Origin of the sequence: Pseudomonas sp. 9AZ (assembly GCF_902506525.1) — a bacterium.
Classification (GTDB): Bacteria; Pseudomonadota; Gammaproteobacteria; order Pseudomonadales; family Pseudomonadaceae; genus Aquipseudomonas; species Aquipseudomonas peli.
This window is the reverse complement of record NZ_LR733840.1, coordinates 2,979,928-2,996,187: the sequence shown is the minus strand read 5'-3', so window position 1 is coordinate 2,996,187 and position 16,260 is coordinate 2,979,928. Positions and strand designations below refer to the sequence as shown.

General features: G+C 57.3%; 17 protein-coding genes. All 17 read left to right on the top strand.

Features of this window, described 5'->3' with window-relative positions; genetic code table 11:
* Positions 1–185 precede the first annotated feature (185 nt).
* A complete protein-coding gene (fliL, locus tag ALTER154_RS14025; protein ID WP_090252085.1) occupies positions 186–713 on the top strand; it encodes a flagellar basal body-associated protein FliL in 528 nt (175 codons plus the stop codon).
* A 13-nt stretch (positions 714–726) separates the two neighbouring features.
* Positions 727–1,698, top strand: a complete 972-nt coding sequence (gene fliM, locus ALTER154_RS14020) for a flagellar motor switch protein FliM (RefSeq protein ID WP_090252087.1) — start codon at positions 727–729, stop codon at positions 1,696–1,698.
* A 32-nt stretch (positions 1,699–1,730) separates the two neighbouring features.
* Complete coding sequence (fliN, locus tag ALTER154_RS14015) at positions 1,731–2,201, top strand: flagellar motor switch protein FliN (RefSeq protein ID WP_090252089.1); 471 nt, start codon at positions 1,731–1,733, stop codon at positions 2,199–2,201.
* Positions 2,202–2,203: 2 nt separating this feature from the next.
* Positions 2,204–2,635: a flagellar biosynthetic protein FliO gene (gene fliO / locus ALTER154_RS14010; protein WP_160087936.1), complete on the top strand. Its 432-nt coding sequence runs from the start codon at positions 2,204–2,206 to the stop codon at positions 2,633–2,635.
* Positions 2,635–3,420 (top strand): flagellar type III secretion system pore protein FliP, encoded by a 786-nt coding sequence (gene fliP, locus ALTER154_RS14005; RefSeq protein WP_160087934.1) that lies wholly within the window; start codon positions 2,635–2,637, stop codon positions 3,418–3,420. The genes fliO and fliP overlap by 1 nt, the downstream gene beginning before the upstream one ends.
* A 2-nt stretch (positions 3,421–3,422) precedes the next feature.
* Complete coding sequence (gene fliQ, locus ALTER154_RS14000; protein WP_090252096.1) at positions 3,423–3,692, top strand: flagellar biosynthesis protein FliQ; 270 nt, start codon at positions 3,423–3,425, stop codon at positions 3,690–3,692.
* A 1-nt stretch (position 3,693) separates the two neighbouring features.
* On the top strand, positions 3,694–4,470 hold the full coding sequence (fliR, locus tag ALTER154_RS13995; protein WP_160087932.1) for a flagellar biosynthetic protein FliR: 777 nt from the start codon (positions 3,694–3,696) through the stop codon (positions 4,468–4,470).
* A gap of 3 nt (positions 4,471–4,473) precedes the next feature.
* Positions 4,474–5,610 carry a flagellar biosynthesis protein FlhB gene (flhB, locus tag ALTER154_RS13990; RefSeq protein ID WP_160087930.1) on the top strand — a complete coding sequence of 379 codons (1,137 nt, stop codon included), beginning with the start codon at positions 4,474–4,476 and terminating at the stop codon, positions 5,608–5,610.
* 132 nt (positions 5,611–5,742) lie between these two features.
* Complete coding sequence (gene flhA / locus ALTER154_RS13985) at positions 5,743–7,866, top strand: flagellar biosynthesis protein FlhA (RefSeq protein ID WP_160090136.1); 2,124 nt, start codon at positions 5,743–5,745, stop codon at positions 7,864–7,866.
* Positions 7,867–7,881: 15 nt separating this feature from the next.
* Positions 7,882–9,183 (top strand): flagellar biosynthesis protein FlhF, encoded by a 1,302-nt coding sequence (gene flhF / locus ALTER154_RS13980; RefSeq protein WP_160087928.1) that lies wholly within the window; start codon positions 7,882–7,884, stop codon positions 9,181–9,183.
* 77 nt (positions 9,184–9,260) lie between these two features.
* Positions 9,261–10,091 (top strand): flagellar synthesis regulator FleN, encoded by an 831-nt coding sequence (gene fleN, locus ALTER154_RS13975; RefSeq protein ID WP_090252106.1) that lies wholly within the window; start codon positions 9,261–9,263, stop codon positions 10,089–10,091.
* Positions 10,088–10,834 carry an RNA polymerase sigma factor FliA gene (fliA, locus tag ALTER154_RS13970; protein WP_167145311.1) on the top strand — a complete coding sequence of 249 codons (747 nt, stop codon included), beginning with the start codon at positions 10,088–10,090 and terminating at the stop codon, positions 10,832–10,834. The genes fleN and fliA overlap by 4 nt, the downstream gene beginning before the upstream one ends.
* Positions 10,835–10,931: 97 nt before the next feature.
* Positions 10,932–11,306: a chemotaxis response regulator CheY gene (locus ALTER154_RS13965; protein ID WP_090254048.1), complete on the top strand. Its 375-nt coding sequence runs from the start codon at positions 10,932–10,934 to the stop codon at positions 11,304–11,306.
* A 19-nt stretch (positions 11,307–11,325) separates the two neighbouring features.
* Positions 11,326–12,114, top strand: coding sequence for a protein phosphatase CheZ (locus tag ALTER154_RS13960; RefSeq protein ID WP_160087926.1), 789 nt, complete (start codon positions 11,326–11,328; stop codon positions 12,112–12,114).
* Between the two features lie 11 nt (positions 12,115–12,125).
* Entirely contained in the window at positions 12,126–14,357 is a 2,232-nt protein-coding gene (locus ALTER154_RS13955) for a chemotaxis protein CheA (RefSeq protein ID WP_160087924.1), read from the top strand.
* 43 nt (positions 14,358–14,400) lie between these two features.
* Positions 14,401–15,516, top strand: a complete 1,116-nt coding sequence (locus ALTER154_RS13950; RefSeq protein WP_160087922.1) for a chemotaxis response regulator protein-glutamate methylesterase — start codon at positions 14,401–14,403, stop codon at positions 15,514–15,516.
* Positions 15,516–16,256: a flagellar motor protein gene (locus ALTER154_RS13945; protein WP_090252121.1), complete on the top strand. Its 741-nt coding sequence runs from the start codon at positions 15,516–15,518 to the stop codon at positions 16,254–16,256. Before ALTER154_RS13950 ends, ALTER154_RS13945 begins: the two co-directional genes overlap by 1 nt.
* The last annotated feature ends 4 nt before the right edge of the window (positions 16,257–16,260 follow it).

The window sequence follows — 16,260 nt, the reverse complement described above, 5'->3', positions numbered from 1 at the left end:
GCCCGACTCCCCGTGTGTGGGAGTCGGGCGATTTTGTTTGGGCGTACGTTGATCGAATGCCTTGGTCGCATCACCTTCAGGTGCTGCGCCACTCGTACTGAGCAGGTTTGTTGACAGACTGGCATAACACTTGCTCGTAACCCTTTGAAAACGGATAGAACTCCGAATAACGACGGATTATTGGCATGGCTAAGAAAGAAGCAGCACCGGCACCGGCAAATGCCGAGGCGAAACCAGCCGGCAAAATGAAGCTGATCATTATCATCGTTATTGCGGTGTTGCTCGCTGTGGGCCTTTCTGTGGGGGGAACCTGGTTCTTTTTAAGTAAAAAGGACGCAGGGGCTGAAGAAGCCAAGGCAGAAGTCAGTGCCGAACCAGCAGTACCCGTCAAACAGGCCGCAATCTATGAAGAGCTGTCACCGGCCTTTGTCGTGAATTTCAACCACCAAGGCCGCGCCCGCTATATGCAGGTTAGTGTGGCGTTGATGACCCGTGATCAAGTGGCCCTGGATGCGCTCAAGGTGCATATGCCGGTGTTGCGTAACCGACTGGTGATGCTGTTTTCCGGTCAGGATTTCGGTTCCTTGCTAACCCCGGTCGGTAAAGAAATGCTGCGTCAGCAAGCGACTGCCAGCGTGCAGGAGCTGGCAGAGAAAGAGACCGGCAAAGTCACGGTTGAGCAAGTGCTGTTCACCAACCTCGTGTTGCAGTAATCAGGAGCCATCTATGGCTGTGCAAGACCTGCTTTCCCAGGATGAGATCGATGCCCTGCTGCATGGTGTCGACGACGGCTTGGTTGAAACCGAGGACGAAGCCGAACCGGGAAGCGTCAAGCAATATGACCTGACCAGTCAGGACCGCATTGTCCGTGGGCGCATGCCGACGCTTGAGATGATCAACGAGCGTTTTGCCCGCTATACCCGCATCAGCATGTTCAACCTGCTGCGCCGCTCCGCCGATGTGGCGGTGGGCGGTGTGCAGGTCATGAAATTTGGCGAATACGTGCACTCGCTGTACGTGCCGACCAGCCTCAACCTGGTGAAGATGAAGCCGTTGCGCGGCACCGGTCTGTTTATTCTCGACGCCAAGCTGGTGTTCAAGCTGGTCGACAACTTCTTTGGTGGCGATGGCCGGCACGCCAAGATCGAAGGGCGTGAGTTCACCCCCACTGAGTTGCGTGTGGTGCGCATGGTGCTCGATCAGGCCTTTATTGACCTCAAGGAAGCCTGGCACGCGGTTATGGATATCAACTTCGAGTACGTCAACTCGGAAGTGAATCCCGCGCTGGCCAACATCGTCAGTCCCAGTGAAGTGATCGTGGTATCGACCTTCCATATTGAATTGGATGGCGGTGGGGGTGACCTGCACATCACCATGCCGTATTCGATGATTGAGCCGATCCGCGAGATGCTTGATGCAGGCTTCCAGTCCGATGTGGACGATCAGGACGAGCGCTGGATCAAAGCGCTGCGCGAAGACATTCTTGGCGTCAGCGTGCCCCTGGGCGCGACTGTTGCCCGCCGCCAGCTCAAACTGCGCGACATTCTGCATATGCAGCCCGGTGACGTGATCCCGGTGGAACTGCCGGAAAGCGTGGTGCTGTGCGCTAACGGTGTGCCCTCTTTCAAGGTCAAGATGGGGGCGCACAAAGGCAAGCTGGCTTTGCAGGTGCTCGGCCCCATTGAGCGTAACCGCTAATTCCCCTATTCAACGCCAGCCGAGGAAATACGATGGCAGACGAAAACGAAAACGAAGCCAGCTCGCCCGAGGAGCAGGCACTCGCTGATGAGTGGGCGGCTGCATTGTCTGAAGCCGGCGATGCCGGGCAGGATGATATCGACGCCATGCTCGCCGCCAGCGACCCTGCTCCATCAGCGCCGCGTGCGCCAATGGAAGAGTTTGACAGTGCGCCGAAGATGAACCTGCCGGTGAATCTGGATGGGCCGAATTTGGATGTGATTCTGGATATTCCGGTGTCCATTTCCATGGAGGTCGGCAATACCGATATCACCATCCGTAACCTGCTGCAGCTCAACCAGGGCTCGGTGATCGAGTTGGATCGTTTGGCCGGTGAGCCGCTGGATGTGCTGGTCAACGGCACCCTGATCGCCCACGGCGAAGTGGTGGTGGTGAACGAGAAGTTCGGCATTCGCCTGACTGACGTGATCAGTCCAAGTGAACGCATCAAGAAGCTGCGCTAACCATGCTTAGAACCCTTGTGTTGGGCTTGCTGCTACCGGTTGCGGCCCTGGCTGCCGAACCGGCCGCGCAAGCGGCTGTACCCCTTGCTGGAACAGGTATGGGCGGGCAACTTGTGCAGCTGCTGCTGGGCCTGCTGTTGGTGATCGGTCTGATTTTTCTGCTGGCCTGGCTGGTGCGCCGCGTGCAGCAAATCGTGCCGCGGGGTGGCCAGGTCATCAAAGTGCTGGCCACCCAGGCGCTGGGGCCGCGTGATCGCCTGGTGCTGGTGCAGGTGGGTAACGAGCAGGTATTGCTGGGTTTGACCCCGGGCACCATCACGTCGTTGCATGTGCTGAAAGAACCGGTGCATATGCCGGATGTTGAACCTGCCTCGACCGAGTTTGCTCAGCGCCTGATGGAGCTGTTGGGTAAAGACCAGAAGGACAAGTCGTGATGCTGCGTTTGCTGCTGATGCTGGTTTTTAGCGTGGGTGCGTCACTGGCATTCGCTGCCGATCCTCCGACTGCCAGTACCTTGATTCAGTCGGGCAATAACCCGCTGTCGATCCCGGCCATCACCCTGAGTACCGACACAGCTGGGCAGCAGGAGTACTCGGTCAGCCTGCAAATCCTGCTGATCATGACTGCGCTGAGCTTTATTCCAGCGTTTGTCATGCTGATGACCAGTTTTACCCGGATCATCATTGTCTTCTCGATTCTGCGTCAGGCCCTGGGCTTACAACAGACACCGTCTAACCAGATCCTGGTTGGTATGGCGCTGTTTTTGACCATGTTTATCATGGCACCGGTGTTCGATCAGATTAACCGCGAGGCACTGCAGCCCTACCTGAACGAGCAACTGCCTGCGCAGGAAGCGATTCTCAAGGCCGAAGGGCCGATCAAGAATTTTATGCTGTCACAGACCCGTGAAAGCGATCTGGAACTGTTTGTGCGCTTGTCCAAACGCACGGATATCGCCAGCCCGGAAGAGGCGCCGCTGACCATTCTGGTGCCGGCGTTTGTCACGTCCGAGCTGAAAACCGCCTTCCAGATCGGCTTTATGATCTTTATTCCGTTCCTGATCATCGACATGGTGGTGGCCAGTATCTTGATGGCGATGGGGATGATGATGCTCTCGCCGTTAATCATTTCTCTGCCGTTCAAAATCATGCTGTTTGTGTTGATTGATGGCTGGGCGCTGATCATGGGCACTCTGGCTGCCAGCTTTGGAGGCACTTAGCCATGACCCCTGAGGTGGCTGTCGATCTGGTGCGCGATGCCTTGTGGCTAACGGCCATGATTGTGGGGATTCTCGTGGTTCCTAGTCTGATTGTTGGTTTGCTGGTGGCGATGTTTCAGGCGGCCACTCAAATCAACGAGCAGACCCTAAGTTTTTTGCCCAGGCTGCTGGTGATCCTGCTCGTGCTGATTTTTGCGGGTCCCTGGCTGGTGCGTGAGCTGATGGAGTACACCGAGAATCTGATCATGAACATTCCGATGCTGATCGGCTGACATGCTCGAGCTAAGCAACGAGCAGATCGGTGCGTGGGTGGGTAGCTTTCTGCTGCCGCTGTTTCGCATTTCAGCCCTGCTGATGTTTATGCCGATCATTGGTACCCAGCTGGTTTCGGCGCGGGTACGCCTGTACCTGGCCCTGGCTATCTGTGTGGTGATTATGCCGACCTTGCCACCGATGCCGGTGATTGATGCCATCAACCTGCAAGCCTTTATCTGGATTGCCCAGGAAGTCCTGATTGGCATGATGTTCGGGTTTGTCCTGCAACTGTTCTTTCAGGTGTTTGTCATTGCCGGTCAGATTGTGGCCATCCAGATGGGCCTTGGCTTTGCCTCAATGATTGACCCGGCCAATGGGATCTCGGTGCCAGTGATCGGTCAGGTGTTCATGATCTTGGTGACCTTGCTGTTTCTCGCCATGAACGCTCACCTGGTAGTGTTTGAAGTGCTGGCTGAGAGCTTCTTCACCCTGCCAGTAGGTGGTGGCTTTCTAGTGGAAAACTACTGGGAGATCGCCAACAAATTAGGCTGGGTATTGGGGGCGGCTCTGCTTCTGGTATTGCCGGCGATTACCGCGTTGTTGGTGATCAACCTGGCATTCGGGGTAATGACCCGCGCCGCGCCGCAGCTGAATATCTTCTCCATTGGTTTCCCACTGACCCTGGTGTTGGGCATGGTCATCGTGTGGATTGGCATGGCCGATATCCTCGCGCAGTACCAGGTATTTGCCACTGAGGCGTTGCAGTTTCTTCGTGAAATGGCGGGGGCGAGTTAAGCCATGGCCGAATCCGAGAGCGGTGCCGATAAAAGCGAAGAACCCACGGAGAAACGCCTACGCGAATCCCGTGAAAAGGGGCAGGTTGCCCGTTCTAAAGAACTCAATACCCTGGCGGTAACCCTCGGTGGTTTTGGTGGCATGCTCGCGTTTGGCGGCAGCATGGCTAACGCCATGCTCGACATCATGCGGGGTAATTTCTCGCTGACCCGCGAGGTGATCATGGATGAGCGCAGCATGTCGCTGTGGCTGGCAGCCTCTGGGCAGATCGCGCTGGAAGCGCTGTTCCCGCTGTTCGTGTTGTTGTTGATTGTGTCGATTGTGGGGCCGATCTCTCTCGGTGGCTGGCTGTTCTCGGCCGAAGCCATGGCGCCTAAACTCAGCCGCATGAACCCTCTGGCGGGGCTTAAACGCATGTTTTCGACCGATGCCTTGGTTGAGCTGCTCAAGGCGTTGGCCAAGTTCACTCTGATTCTGTTGGTGGGCGTAGCGGTGCTTTCCGCCTGGCAAGAAGACCTGCTGGCGATCGTCCATGAGCCGATTGAAGCGGCCATCCTGCACTCCGCCACCGTGGTGGGTTGGAGTGCATTGTGGATGTCCTGCGGGCTGATTCTGATTGCCGCCGTGGATGTGCCGTTTCAGCTCTGGAGCAGTAAGCAGAAGCTGATGATGACCAAGCAGGAAGTGCGCGACGAGTACAAGGACAGCGAGGGTAAGCCCGAGGTCAAACAGCGTATTCGCCAGTTGCAGCGTGAAATGGCCGAGCGACGCATGATGCAGTCGGTGCCCGACGCTGATGTGGTCATTACCAACCCGACGCACTTTGCCGTGGCTTTGAAGTACGACCCGGCCAAAGGCAGTGCGCCGGTGCTGCTGGCCAAGGGCGGTGACTTCACCGCATTGAAGATTCGCGAAATCGCCAACGAGCACAAGGTCATGGTGCTGGAGTCACCAGCCTTGGCGCGGGCGGTGTTCTATTCCACTGAGCTGGATCAGGAAATCCCGGCCGGCCTGTACCTGGCCATCGCTCAGGTCCTGGCGTACGTCTACCAGCTGCGTCAGTACCAGGCGGGCAAGGGCAAACGTCCTGGCCCGTTGCCGGATATGCCCATCCCGCCAGATTTACGCCGCGACGAGTAACGCTCAGCCACATTGCTTTGGCGCGTTGGCTGTTTGACGGGCTCTGGCAAAGTTGGACAGCTTCTTGCAAAACCCCTCCCAAAGGCGCGACTCGCGTCAAAAGATTGAATTGGCTGGGGTAGTGGTGTGGCAATAGATCGCTCACAAATGATCGGTGATGTGCGCAGTAACCTGTCGGGGTTGAAACAGGGCAACCTGGGCATCCCACTGTTGCTGCTGGTCATGCTCGGCATGGTCATGCTGCCGATTCCACCGTTTCTCCTTGATGTGCTGTTTACCTTCAGTATTGCCCTGTCGATCGTCGTCCTGCTGGTAGCGATCTACGCCCTGCGCCCGCTGGATTTCGCGGTATTCCCGACCATTCTGCTGGCGGCAACCTTGCTGCGTCTGGCGCTTAACGTCGCCTCCACGCGGGTGGTGCTACTTAACGGTCAGGACGGTCACGACGCTGCGGGTAAGGTGATCCAGGCTTTCGGTGAGGTGGTGATCGGCGGTAACTACGTGGTCGGTATCGTGGTGTTCGCGATCCTGATGATCATCAACTTCGTGGTGGTCACCAAAGGTGCCGGACGTATCTCCGAGGTCAGTGCGCGTTTCACCTTGGACGCCATGCCGGGCAAGCAGATGGCCATCGACGCGGACCTGAATGCCGGGTTGATCGATCAGGCGGAGGCCAAGAAGCGTCGCAGCGAAGTGTCCCAGGAAGCCGACTTCTATGGCTCCATGGACGGTGCCAGCAAGTTTGTGCGCGGCGATGCGATTGCCGGCCTGCTGATTCTGTTCATCAACCTGATCGGTGGCATCGCCATCGGTATTTTCCAGCATGACCTGAGTTTCGCCGACGCGGGCCGTATCTACACTTTGCTGACCATCGGTGACGGCCTGGTGGCGCAGATTCCATCGCTGCTGCTGTCGACTGCCGCCGCGATCATGGTGACCCGTGTTTCCAGCTCGGAAGACATGGGTGCTCAGGTCAATCGGCAGATGTTCGCCTCGCCGCGTGCGCTGGCGGTGACGGCTGCGGTGATGATCGCCATGGGCCTGGTGCCCGGCATGCCACATTTCTCTTTTATAAGCCTGGGCCTGGTGGCTGCGGGTGCTGCGTACTGGATTGCCAACAAACAGCGTACAACCAAGGAAAATGAGATCAAGGAAGTGCAGCGCCAACAGGAGATGCTGCCGGCGCAGAAGGCTCAAGAGGTCAAGGAGCTGGGCTGGGACGACGTGACACCGGTGGATATGGTCGGCCTGGAGGTGGGGTATCGGCTGATTCCGTTGGTTGACCGTAACCAGGGTGGCCAGCTGCTGGCGCGGATCAAGGGCGTGCGTAAGAAGCTCTCACAGGAAATGGGCTTTCTGATGCCCTCGGTGCATATCCGCGACAACCTGGACCTGCAGCCCAATGCTTATCGCCTGACGCTGATGGGGGTCAGCGTAGCCGAGGCCGAGGTGTACCCGGATCGTGAGCTGGCGATCAACCCCGGCCAGGTGTTCGGTCCGCTCAATGGCATCGCCGCCAAGGATCCGGCATTCGGTCTGGAGGCGGTGTGGATCGACCCGAGTCAGCGCGATCAGGCGCAGTCGCTTGGCTACACCGTGGTGGACGCCAGTACCGTAGTGGCGACACACCTCAACCAGGTCCTGCACAAACATGCCCACGAGCTGCTGGGTCACGAGGAAGTGCAACAGTTGATGCAGCTCTTGGCCAAGAGCTCGCCGAAGCTGGCTGAAGAGCTGGTGCCAGGGATGATTTCCCTGTCAACCCTGCTCAAGGTGCTGCAGAGCCTGCTGCAGGAACAGGTGCCGGTACGCGATATCCGCACCATCGCCGAGGCCATCGCCAACGTCGCTGTGAAGAGTCAAGATCCCGCCGCGATGGTGGCGGCGGTACGCGTCGCGTTGGCTCGCGCAATCGTGCAAAGCATTGTGGGACTAGAGCTGGAGCTGCCTGTTATCACCCTTGAACCCAGGTTGGAACAGATATTGCTCAACAGTATCCAGAAGGCCGGTCAAGGCTCCGAGGAGGGCATCCTCCTCGAACCTGGCATGGCCGAGAAGCTGCAGCGTTCCCTGGTGGAAGCGGCGCAGCGCCAGGAAATGCTCGGCAAGCCAGTGATTCTGCTGGTGGCCGGTCCGGTCCGGGCGATGCTCTCGCGATTCGCGCGGCTGGCGGTTCCGAGTATCCATGTACTGGCATACCAGGAAATTCCGGATAACAAGCAGGTCACCATCGTTGCGACGGTGGGGCAGAACTAACCGAGGTTACAGGCCATGCAGGTCAAACGCTTTTTCGCCGCCGATATGCGTACCGCCATGAAATTGGTGCGTGATGAGCTGGGTGCCGATGCCTCGATCATTGGCAATCGCCGGGTAGCCGGTGGTGTCGAATTGACCGCCGCGCTGGATTATCAGGTGCCAGCCGCACCGGCCCGTCAGCCCAACCCTGCGTTGGAAGCCGAGCTGCGCAAGACTCAGGCGAAAATTGCCACGGCCCAGGCCGAGCTGACCACCCGCACTCAGGTCGATGCCGGCAAAGATCGTCAGCTGTTTGGCGCGGCTGACAGCCTGCCTGCTGACAGCTTGGCGGCCGTGATGCGCAAATCGCAGGCAGCGCCAGCTGCGGCAACCGATCAGCGCGCTCTGGATGCCATGCGTTTCGAACTGCATGGCCTGCGTGAGCTGATTGAAGTGCAGCTGGGCTCGATTGCCTGGGGTCAGTTGCAGAACCGTCGCCCGCAGCAAGCCAATTTATGGCGTCGCCTGCAGCGCATGGGCTTGTCGGCCGAATTGTCGAAAGCGCTGCTGGAGCGTGTGAATACGGTGACAGAACCTCGCCAGGCCTGGCGCATGGTGCTGGCGCACCTGGCTCACGCGATCAAAACGCCGAAGCAGGAACCGATGGAAGAGGGCGGCGTAATCGCCTTGGTTGGCCCCGCTGGCATGGGCAAAACCACTACTTTGGCCAAGCTGGCCGCGCGTTACGTGCTCAAGTACGGCGCGCAGCATATTGCCCTGGTCAGCCTGGACAGCTACCGCATTGGTGCTCAGGAGCAGCTCAAGACCTTGGGGCGTATTCTCAATGTCCCGGTGACCCTGGTTGATCCTGGCCAATCGTTGACTCAAGCCTTGGCACCGCTGGCGCGTAAGCGAGTGGTGCTGATTGACACCGCCGGCCTGCCCGCCAATGACCCAGCCCTGCGCATGCAGCTGGAAACGCTGGCCAGCCGTGGTGTCAACGCAAAAAATTATCTGGTCATGGCCGCTACCAGCCAGGGCCAAGTGCTGAAAGCCGCCTACCATAGTTATAAGCGTTGCGGCTTGTCTGGCTGCATTCTGACAAAAGCGGATGAGGCCACCAGCCTGGGTGAGGTTTTAGGACTGGCTATTAGCCAGCGTCTACCGGTAGCCTATCTCGCTGATGGGCCACGCATTCCCGATGATTTGCAGATTCCACGCAGTCATCAATTGGTTAGCCGGGCCGTAGGGCTGCAGGCGACCCAGGATCCAAGCGAAGATACGATGGTGGAGATGTTTGCCGGGCTTTACCAGCAACCCGCACGACGCGTCAGTTAAGCGTCCTGCTGTTGGCAATGAACCGCGCTTAGCCAGCCAAGTGGCTCCAGTCGAAGTTAGACAAGGTGTGTAGAAATATGGGTATGCATCCCGTACAGGTGATTGCGGTGACCGGCGGCAAAGGTGGCGTCGGTAAGACCAACGTCTCGGTGAACCTGGCGTTGGCCCTGGCTGATCTCGGCCGTCGGGTGATGCTGATGGACGCCGACCTTGGCTTGGCCAACGTCGACGTGTTGTTGGGCCTCAGCGCCAAACGCACCCTGGAAGACGTCATCAGTGGCGAGTGCGAGCTGCGCGATGTGTTACTGCAGGGCCCTGGCGGCATTCGTATCGTGCCGGCAGCCTCGGGTATTCAGAGCATGGTGCAGCTGTCACCCATGCAACATGCGGGGCTTATCCAGGCGTTCAGCGATATCAGTGACAACCTCGACGTGTTGATCATCGACACCGCCGCGGGTATTGGTGACGGTGTTGTGAGCTTCGTGCGCGCTGCCCAGGAAGTGCTGGTGGTGGTGTGTGATGAGCCGACTTCGATTACCGATGCCTACGCACTGATCAAATTGCTTAATCGCGATCACGGCATGAACCGTTTCCGGGTATTGGCCAATATGGCCCACAGCCCGCAGGAAGGTCGCAACCTCTTTGCTAAGCTGACTAAAGTGACTGACCGTTTCCTTGATGTTGCCCTGCAGTATGTAGGCGCGGTGCCATATGACGAGTCAGTGCGCAAGGCCGTGCAGAAGCAGCGTGCGGTCTACGAAGCCTTTCCGCGTTCGAAGTGTGCGCTGGCGTTCAAAGCGATAGCCCAGAAAGTTGACGCCTGGCCGTTACCGGCCAATCCGCGTGGCCATTTGGAGTTTTTCGTTGAGCGTCTGGTGCAGCAACCGATCGCGGACACGGCTATATGACAGCAGCCTCTGGACTTCGTATGTATAGCAAGGCGCAGGCGCAGGATTCCCAGCACCAGTTGATCGAGCGCTACGCGCCCCTGGTCAAACGCATTGCCTATCACCTGTTGGCCCGCCTGCCGGCCAATGTACAGGTCGACGATCTGATTCAGGCCGGAATGATCGGCTTGCTCGAAGCGTCAAAAAAATACGACTCCAGTAAAGGCGCCAGTTTCGAAACGTTTGCGGGTATTCGCATTCGCGGTTCGATGCTCGATGAAGTGCGCAAAGGCGACTGGGCGCCACGTTCGGTGCATCGCAATAGCCGCATGGTCAGTGATGCAATTAGAAAAATTGAGGCCAGAACGGGTCGAGACGCTAAAGATCAAGAGGTTGCGGCCGAACTCCAATTGAGTCTCGAGGATTACTACGGCATTCTTGGCGACACTTTAGGCAGCCGCCTGTTCAGTTTCGACGACCTGTTGCAGGACGGCGAACACGGTGGGCTGGGTGAAGACGCTGGCAGCAACCACCTCGAACCTTCTCGTGATCTGGAAGATGAACGCTTTCAGGCGGCCCTGGCAGATGCCATTGCCAACCTGCCGGAGCGCGAGCGCTTGGTGTTAGCGCTATATTACGATGAAGAACTGAATCTTAAAGAGATCGGCGAGGTGTTAGGGGTTAGCGAATCACGTGTAAGCCAACTACACAGTCAGTGTGCCGCACGTTTACGTGCTCGACTGGGTGAGTGGCGCGCACATTGAGTTGTATTCGCTGATGCTGGGCCGGTTTCACGATTAAAAGCGCATGCAGGTTGCTGCCTGCGTTTGGGACTGTACGGAGGTCGACTTGGACAAGAACATGAAAATCCTCATCGTTGATGACTTTTCAACGATGCGACGGATCATCAAGAACCTTCTGCGTGACTTGGGGTTCACCAATACCGCGGAAGCGGATGATGGCGTAACCGCGCTGCCCATGCTGCAAAGCGGTAGCTTCGATTTCCTCGTGACTGACTGGAACATGCCTGGCATGACGGGTATCGATCTGTTGCGCGCAGTGCGTGCGGATGATCGCTTGAAAACCTTGCCGGTGCTGATGGTCACGGCAGAAGCCAAGCGTGATCAGATCATCGAAGCAGCCCAGGCGGGGGTTAACGGTTATGTGGTCAAGCCGTTCACAGCCCAAGTGCTGAAAGAGAAGATTGAAAAGATCTTCGAGCGAGTCAACGGCTGATGTTTGCCACGAGGGTGCTATGGAGCATAAAGATTCCGTTCAAGGTGACCTTGAGTCGACCCTGAAATACAACGCTCGCCAACTGGTAGATAGCCTGGAACAAGGCAACTTTGGTGAAGCGGTACAGCTGATACATGAGCTCAACAAGGCACGTGACCGTGGTCTTTACCATGAAGTCGGTAAGCTGACTCGTGAGCTGCATAACGCCATCGTCAATTTCCAGCTCGACCCCCGTGTGCCACATGCCACTGAGGTTTCGCAAATTACCGATGCCACTGAGCGCCTGAATTATGTGGTGACGATGACCGAAAAAGCGGCCAATCGCACCATGGATCTGGTCGAGCAAAGTGCCCCGCTGGTAAATGACCTCAGCGATGAAGCGCAAAGCCTCAGCGGTGATTGGGGGCGCTTCATGCGCCGGGAAATGAGTGCCGATGGCTTTCGCGAGTTAGCCAAGCGTGTGGAACTTTTTCTCGCGCGAAGCGAGCGCGACGGTGCCAAGATTTCTGCACACCTCAATGACATCCTGTTGGCCCAGGATTATCAGGACCTGACCGGCCAGGTGATCAAGCGTGTAACGCAGCTGGTTACCGAAGTGGAAAGCAACTTGCTGAAACTGGTGCTGATGGCCAGTCAGGTCGATCAGTTTGCCGGCATTGAGCACAACCATGAGTTGCTCCGCGCCGAACAAGAAAAACAAAAAGAGCCTTCGCGTGGTGAAGGTCCGCAGATTCATGCCGATAAGCGTGAAGACGTCGCATCCAATCAGGATGATGTCGACGACCTGCTTTCCAGCCTGGGATTTTAGGAGCACGTCTTATGAGCTTCGGCGCCGATGAAGAAATCCTCCAGGACTTCCTGGTAGAGGCCGGCGAGATTCTTGAACTACTGTCTGAGCAGCTTGTAGAGCTGGAAAGTCGCCCGGACGACATGAATCTACTCAACGCCATTTTTCGCGGGTTTCACACCGTCAAAGGTGGTGCTGGCTTTCTCCAGCTCAATGAGCTGGTGGAATGCTGCCATATCGCAGAAAACGTCTTTGACATCCTGCGTAAGGGTGAGCGGCGCGTCGACTCCGCGTTGATGGATGTGGTGCTGGAAGCACTGGATGCCGTCAACAGCATGTTTACCGAGGTCCGTGAACGTACCGATCTCACTCCGGCTACGCCTGAGCTGCTTGCCGCCTTGGCGCGTTTGGCTGAGCCGGCGGGTGCTGATGATGCCGCACCCGTTGAAGCGCACGCTGAACCTGAGCTGGAATCTGAACCTGAGGTTGCAGTCGAGGTTGAAGAGGCCGCTGGCGATATCACGGACACTGAATTCGAGCAGTTATTAGGCGCCTTGGGGGACTCACCGGCGCCAATGGCCGCGGCTGCCAGCAGTGATGAAATCACCGATGATGAGTTTGAGTCGTTGCTTGATCAGCTGCATGGCAAAGGCCAATTTGTAGCACCTGATGTAGCTGTAGCTCCCGCTATGCCTGCTGTAGCGGCACCTGCTGCAACGGCCACGGGCGGTGATGAAATCACCGACGATGAATTTGAATCGTTGCTTGATCAGTTGCACGGTAAAGGTCAGTTTGCGCCTCCTCCTGTATCGGCACCTGCTTCACCTGAAGCGGTGGCTGAGTCCGCTGCTGTGCCGAGTGGCGACATCACGGATGATGAGTTTGAAGCACTGCTTGATCAGCTGCATGGCAAAGGCAAGTTTGTTGAGCCTGAAGCGATCAAACCTGTAACGCCTGCGCCGACTGCCAAGCCTGTGGAACCTGCCAAAGCGGCCGCCAAACCTGCGGCAAAACCTGCCGCTAAGGTTGAGCCTGCAAAAGCTCCTGCAGCTCCGGCCGCTGCGCCTGTTGCTGAGAAGGCTGCGCCGCCCAGTGAGGCGGAAACCACTGTGCGGGTCGATACCGCACGGCTCGACGAAATCATGAACATGGTTGGCGAGCTGGTGCTGGTGCGAAATCGCTTGGTGCGACTTGGATCAAGCAGTGGCGATGAGGCAATGTCTAAAGCGGTGTCGAACCTAGATGTGGTGACGGCTGACTTGCAGACAGCGGTGATGAAAACCCGCATGCAGCCCATCAAGAAGGTGTTCGGGCGCTTCCCTCGGCTGGTTCGCGATTTGGCGCGAAACCTTAAGAAAGAGATCAACTTGGAGTTGGTCGGTGAAGAAACTGACCTCGACAAGAACCTGGTTGAAGCCTTGGCTGATCCGCTTGTCCACTTGGTGCGCAACGCGGTTGACCATGGCATTGAAACCCCGGAAGAGCGCGAAGCCTCAGGTAAGGCGCGTGGCGGTAAGGTGATATTGTCCGCTGAGCAGGAAGGTGATCACATCCTCTTGTCGATCTCTGACGATGGCAAGGGCATGGATGCGGATGTGCTGCGCGCCAAAGCCGTGGAAAAAGGCTTGCTGGATAAAGACGCGGCCGACCGTCTCAATGAGTTCGAATGCTACAACCTGATCTTTGCCCCGGGCTTCTCGACCAAGACTGAAATTTCCGATGTGTCTGGGCGCGGCGTGGGCATGGATGTGGTGAAAACCAAGATTTCCCAGCTCAACGGCACGGTCAATGTGTTTTCGGTCAAGGGACAGGGCTCAAAAATCGTTATCAAGGTGCCGCTGACCCTGGCGATTATGCCAACACTGATGGTGATGTTGGCCAATCAGGCGTTTGCTTTCCCGCTGGTCAACGTGAACGAGATTTTCCACCTCGATCTGTCGCGAACAAATGTGGTTGACGGCCAGGAAGTGGTGATCGTGCGCGACAAGGCGTTGCCGTTGTTCTATCTCAAGCGCTGGTTGATCGGCAGTGCAGCACACGTGGAGCAGGGTGAGGGCCATGTGGTGATCCTCACTGTTGGCAGTCAGCGTATTGGCTTCGTGGTCGATCAACTGGTCGGACAGGAAGAAGTGGTCATCAAACCGCTGGGCAAAATGCTACAGGGTACGCCGGGCATGTCGGGTGCAACCATTACCGGTGATGGTCGTATTGCCCTGATTCTTGACGTGCCGAGCATGCTCAAACGTTACGCGCGGCGCATCTGATTGTTAGCGGCGCAGCTATCTGTGGCGCCGTTTAGGAGTGTTTATGGCTGTTAAGGTGTTGGTGGTTGATGACTCCGGTTTTTTCCGCCGGCGCGTGTCGGAAATTCTTTCAGCCGACCCGAATATTCAGGTAATCGGCACCGCCACTAACGGCCGTGAAGCCATTGAGCAGGCGCAGGCGCTCAAGCCCGATGTGATTACTATGGATTACGAGATGCCGATGATGGATGGCATCACCGCTGTACGTAATATCATGCAGCGCTGCCCGACACCCGTACTGATGTTCTCTTCGCTAACCCATGAAGGTGCGCGAGTGACGTTGGATGCGCTGGAAGCCGGGGCGGTGGATTTTCTGCCGAAGAATTTTGAGGACATTTCGCGCAATCCTGAGCGAGTTAAGCAACTGCTTTGCGAGAAAATTCACACGATTGCCCGCAGTAATCGTCGCAGTTTCAGCCCATCCCCTGTCTCTACTCCCGCAGCTATACCCGCTGCAGCAGCCAAGCCTGCGTCGCGTCCAGTAACCTCTGCCAGCACGCCAGGCCGTCCAGCTGTGGCGCCTGCCCCCGTTGTTGCCAGTGCGGCGCCAAAACGTAAATCCTACAAGCTTGTTGCGATCGGTACTTCCACCGGTGGACCGGTTGCGCTTCAGCGGGTACTGACTCAATTGCCGGTGAATTTTCCAGCACCAATCGTGCTGATCCAGCATATGCCGGCTGCCTTTACCAAAGCCTTTGCCGAACGTCTCGACAAGCTCTGCCGCATCAGTGTCAAGGAAGCTGAGGACGGTGATGTCTTGCGTCCCGGTCTGGCACTGCTCGCACCGGGTGGCAAGCAGATGATGGTGGATGCGCGGGGCGTGGTGAAAATCCTGCCTGGCGATGAGCGCCTGAATTACAAACCCTGTGTCGATATCACTTTCGGTTCCGTCGCCAAGTCTTATGGTGACAAGGTGCTGGCGGTGGTGCTCACAGGTATGGGGGCGGACGGCCGTGAGGGCGCTCGCCTGCTAAAGCAGAGTGGAAGCCAAGTGTGGGCACAAGACGAAGCCAGCTGCGTGATCTACGGCATGCCGATGGCTATTGTAAAAGCCAACCTGGCTGATGCGATTTACCCGCTGGATGATATCGGCAGGCACCTGGCGGAGACCTGTATTTAATGGATGTACTGAGCCTTATTGGGGTCATCCTGGCGTTTGTCGCCATTCTTGGCGGCAACTACCTCGAAGGGGGCCATGCTGCGGCCCTGCTCAATGGGCCGGCTGCATTGATTGTGATTGGCGGTACCTTGGGTGCGGCTTTTTTGCAGGCGCCCGTGCATGTGTTCAAACGGGCCCTGGCCATTATTAGCTGGATATTCTTTCCGCCGCGCGTGGACCTGGCCGGTGGTATTAACCGGGTGGTTGGTTGGAGCATGACTGCGCGCAAGGAGGGTTTGCTCGGTCTTGAGGCCGTGGCAGATGCCGAACCCGATCCCTATGCGCGCAAAGGCTTGCAGCTGTTGGTCGATGGCGCCGAGCCTGAGGCTATTCGCAGTATTCTCGAGGTCGATCTGTACACCCAGGAAGGCCGTGATATTCAGGCGGCCAAAGTGTTTGAAAGCATGGGCGGTTATGCGCCGACCATCGGCATTATCGGTGCAGTGATGGGCTTGATCCATGTGATGGGTAACCTGGCCGACCCAAGCATGCTCGGCAGTGGAATTGCCGTGGCGTTCGTGGCAACTATCTACGGCGTTGGCTTTGCCAACCTGTTGTTATTGCCTATTGGTAACAAGCTCAAAGCTATCGCTCAGCGCCAATCCCGTTATCGCGAGATGCTGCTTGAAGGCATCCTGTCGATTGCGGAGGGTGAAAACCCGCGCTCCATCGAACTGAAGCTGCAAGGCTTCATGGATTGATGGG

Coding starts and splice junctions, on each gene's coding strand:
- flhF (WP_160087928.1), top strand. CDS start 7,882: ATGCAGGTCAAACGCTTTTTCGCCGCCGATATGCGTACCGCCATGAAA.
- fliP (WP_160087934.1), top strand. CDS start 2,635: ATGCTGCGTTTGCTGCTGATGCTGGTTTTTAGCGTGGGTGCGTCACTG.
- fliL (WP_090252085.1), top strand. CDS start 186: ATGGCTAAGAAAGAAGCAGCACCGGCACCGGCAAATGCCGAGGCGAAA.
- ALTER154_RS13945 (WP_090252121.1), top strand. CDS start 15,516: ATGGATGTACTGAGCCTTATTGGGGTCATCCTGGCGTTTGTCGCCATT.
- fliN (WP_090252089.1), top strand. CDS start 1,731: ATGGCAGACGAAAACGAAAACGAAGCCAGCTCGCCCGAGGAGCAGGCA.
- fliR (WP_160087932.1), top strand. CDS start 3,694: ATGCTCGAGCTAAGCAACGAGCAGATCGGTGCGTGGGTGGGTAGCTTT.
- fliQ (WP_090252096.1), top strand. CDS start 3,423: ATGACCCCTGAGGTGGCTGTCGATCTGGTGCGCGATGCCTTGTGGCTA.
- flhB (WP_160087930.1), top strand. CDS start 4,474: ATGGCCGAATCCGAGAGCGGTGCCGATAAAAGCGAAGAACCCACGGAG.
- fliO (WP_160087936.1), top strand. CDS start 2,204: ATGCTTAGAACCCTTGTGTTGGGCTTGCTGCTACCGGTTGCGGCCCTG.
- ALTER154_RS13955 (WP_160087924.1), top strand. CDS start 12,126: ATGAGCTTCGGCGCCGATGAAGAAATCCTCCAGGACTTCCTGGTAGAG.
- fliM (WP_090252087.1), top strand. CDS start 727: ATGGCTGTGCAAGACCTGCTTTCCCAGGATGAGATCGATGCCCTGCTG.
- ALTER154_RS13965 (WP_090254048.1), top strand. CDS start 10,932: ATGAAAATCCTCATCGTTGATGACTTTTCAACGATGCGACGGATCATC.
- fleN (WP_090252106.1), top strand. CDS start 9,261: ATGGGTATGCATCCCGTACAGGTGATTGCGGTGACCGGCGGCAAAGGT.
- ALTER154_RS13960 (WP_160087926.1), top strand. CDS start 11,326: ATGGAGCATAAAGATTCCGTTCAAGGTGACCTTGAGTCGACCCTGAAA.
- fliA (WP_167145311.1), top strand. CDS start 10,088: ATGACAGCAGCCTCTGGACTTCGTATGTATAGCAAGGCGCAGGCGCAG.
- ALTER154_RS13950 (WP_160087922.1), top strand. CDS start 14,401: ATGGCTGTTAAGGTGTTGGTGGTTGATGACTCCGGTTTTTTCCGCCGG.